The sequence below is a fragment of the Streptomyces sp. NPDC054840 genome (assembly GCF_053611065.1).
In genome coordinates this window covers 1-3,072 of record NZ_JBSGZP010000790.1, presented here as the reverse complement: position 1 = coordinate 3,072, position 3,072 = coordinate 1, and the positions used below count along the sequence as shown (strand labels likewise).

General features: G+C 71.5%; 3 protein-coding genes. All 3 read left to right on the top strand.

Going from position 1 to position 3,072, the window contains the following annotated elements:
* The first annotated feature begins 72 nt into the window (after window positions 1-72).
* Genes ACWGIU_RS34070 through ACWGIU_RS34060 form a run of 3 tightly spaced genes read left to right on the top strand, consistent with a single transcriptional unit; the run spans window position 73 to window position 3,031 of the window.
* Window positions 73-927 carry a MaoC/PaaZ C-terminal domain-containing protein gene (locus ACWGIU_RS34070; protein WP_453711971.1) on the top strand — a complete coding sequence of 285 codons (855 nt, stop codon included), beginning with the start codon at window positions 73-75 and terminating at the stop codon, window positions 925-927.
* Between the two features lie 52 nt (window positions 928-979).
* Complete coding sequence (locus tag ACWGIU_RS34065) at window positions 980-2,056, top strand: Zn-dependent alcohol dehydrogenase (protein WP_453711970.1); 1,077 nt, start codon at window positions 980-982, stop codon at window positions 2,054-2,056.
* 33 nt (window positions 2,057-2,089) lie between these two features.
* Entirely contained in the window at window positions 2,090-3,031 is a 942-nt protein-coding gene (locus tag ACWGIU_RS34060) for a 3-oxoacyl-ACP reductase (protein WP_453711969.1), read from the top strand.
* The last annotated feature ends 41 nt before the right edge of the window (window positions 3,032-3,072 follow it).

The window sequence follows — 3,072 nt, the reverse complement described above, 5'->3', positions numbered from 1 at the left end:
GCACCGAGGTCTTCCACGGCTCCACGGCTCTTCCACGGCCCCGGTTCTCCAACGACAGGGAGCAGCATCCCCATGCCGATCGATGCCGCCAAGGCCCTCGCCGCCGACCCCCGCCTGGGGGACATCGGCTGGGACCACAAGGACATCCAGCTCTACCACCTCGGCCTCGGCGCGGGCCGGCCGGCCACCGACCCGGACGAGCTGCGCTACACCCTCGAATCCAAGCTCCACGTCCTCCCCAGCTTCGCGACCGTCGCCGGCGCCGGGATGGCCATGATGGGCGGCCTCGCCGCCCCCGGGATCGAGATCGACCTCGCCCACGTCCTGCACGGCGGCCAGTCCATCGAGCTGCACCGGCCCATCCCCGTCCGGGGCAGGGCCACCTCCACCGCCAGGGTCGCGGCTCTCTACGACAAGGGCAAGGCCGCCGTCGTCGTGCTGCGCACCGAGGTCGCCGACGCCGACGGGCCCCTGTGGAGGAGCGACGCGCAGATCTTCGTACGGGGCGAGGGCGGGTTCGGCGGCGAGCGCGGCCCCTCCGTCAGGGAGGAACTGCCCGAGCGCGCCCCGGACCGCGTCGAGGAGCGGCACATCCGCGAGGACCAGGCGCTCCTCTACCGCCTCTCCGGCGATTGGAACCCGCTGCACGCCGACCCCGAGTTCGCCAGGACGGCCGGCTTCGACCAGCCGATCCTGCACGGCCTGTGCTCGTACGGGATGACCCTCAAGGCCGTCGTCGACACGGCCCTGGGCGCAGACGTCTCCCGCGTCCGCGCCTACCGCACACGCTTCGCCGGGATCGTCTTCCCGGGCGAGACGCTGCGCATCCGGATGTGGCAGGAGCCCGGCCGGGTCCTGGTGTCGGTGACCGCCGTCGAACGGGACGACGCGCCGGTCCTCGCCGACACCGTCGTCGAGCACGCGTAAGCACGAGTACGAGAACACGACCGTACGAGTACCAGACCCAAGGAGCCGCACCGTGCGCGCAGCACTGCAGAGCGAGATCGGCCAGGACAAGCTCGAGGTCGTCGACGACATGGAGGCCGTCGGCCTCGGCCCGGGCAAGGTGAAGATCCGGATCAAGGCCACCGGCCTGTGCCACTCGGACCTCTCCGCGATGAGCGGCGTCCTGCCGCAGCCGGCCCCCTTCATCCCGGGCCACGAGGGCTCCGGGGTGATCTCCGACGTCGGGGACGGGGTCACCACCCTCCAGCAGGGCGACCGGGTCCTCGTCTGCTGGCTGCCGCCGTGCGGCCACTGTCCGTCCTGCAAGCGCGGCCAGGGGCACCTGTGCCTGGCGAGCCTGGTCAACGCGGGCACCCCCAACTTTTGCCGCGCGGGCGGTGACATCTTCGGCTTCGCCGCGACCGGCACCTTCGCCGAGGAGCTCGTGGTCGATGCCGCGTGCGCCGTCCCGATCCCCGACGACGTGCCCTTCGACATCGCCGCGCTCATCGGCTGCGGTGTCACCACCGGCCTCGGCGCGGCCATCAACACGGCCAAGGTGGAGGCCGGGTCCTCGGTCGCCGTCATCGGCTGCGGCGGCGTCGGCATATCCGTCATCCAGGGCGCCAAGGTCCAAGGCGCGGCCCAGATCATCGCCGTCGACCCGGTGGAGTCGCGGCGCGAGGCGGCCCTGCGGTTCGGAGCCACCGAGGCCGTGGGCCCGGAGGCCTTCGACGACGCCAGGAACCGCATCACCGGCGGCGAGGGCTTCGACTACGTCTTCGAGGTCGTAGGCAAGTCCGCCACCGCGCAGACCGCCTACAAGATGACCCGCCGCGGCGGCAGCGTAGTGATCGTCGGCGCCGGCGCGATGGACGACAACTACCAGATCGACATGTTCTCGCTCTTCTTCGACGAGAAGAAGATCCTGCCGTCGATGTACGGAGGCGGGGACGTGCTCCGCTCCTACGAGCGCACCATCGCCCTGTGGCGGGCCGGCCGGGTGGACCTGGCGAGCCTGATCACGCACCGGGTGCAGCTCGCCGAGATCAACGACGCGCTCGACCAGATGCGTACGGGCGTGGCCCTGCGCACCTGCATCGAACTCTGACCCGCTCCGAGACCTGCGAGAGGAACGCTACGGATGTCACTCCCACTTGAGGGGCTCTCCGCCATCGTGACGGGCGCGGGCCGCGGGCTCGGCCGGGCCGAGGCGATCGAGCTCGCGCGGCTCGGCGCGAGCGTCGTCGTCAACGACTTCGGCCAGCCGGGCCGGGACGGCTCCGGGGAGGCCTCGGCCGCCCCGGCGGAGGAGGTCGCCGCGGAGATCCGCGCCGCGGGCGGCCGGGCGCTGGCGCACCTGGGCGACGTGGCCGACTTCGAACAGGCGCGGGAGCTGGTCGAGCGGGCGGTGGCCGGCTTCGGGAAGCTGGACATCCTGGTCAACAACGCGGGCATCCTGCGCGACCGGATGGTCTTCTCGATGTCGGAGGAGGAGTGGGACTCGGTGATCAGGGTCCACCTCAAGGGCCACTTCAACACCACCCACTTCGCGTCCGTCCACTGGCGCGAGCGCTCGAAGGCGGCCGGCGGCCCGGTTTACGGCCGGATCGTCAACACCTCCTCCGAGGCCTTCCTCGGCGGCTCGGCCGGACAGCCGAACTACGCGGCGGCCAAAGGCGGCATCGTGGGCCTGACCACCTCCACCGCCCTCGCGCTCGCGAAGTACGGGGTGACGGCCAACGCCATCTGCCCACGCGCCCGTACCCGGATGACCGAGGACGTCTTCGCCGGCTTCGCGGTCCCGGAGGAGGGCAAGCTGGACGCCCTCGCCCCCGAGCACGTCTCACCGCTCGTCGGCTACCTGGCCTCGCCCGCCTCCGCCAAGGCCAACGGCCAGCTGTTCGTCGTGCACGGCGGCATCGTGGCCGTCATGGAGCGCCCGAGGGTGGCCGCCAAGTTCGACACGGCCAAGGAGTCCTTCTCCTACGAGGAGCTCGACGAGCTCCTGACCCCGCACTACGACTCCCGCCCGGCGAACGAGACCTTCGCCGCGACGGAGGTACTGGGCCTCAAGCACGCCTGAGCACGGGACAGCCCTTTAGGGCTGTCCCGGGATACCCCGCG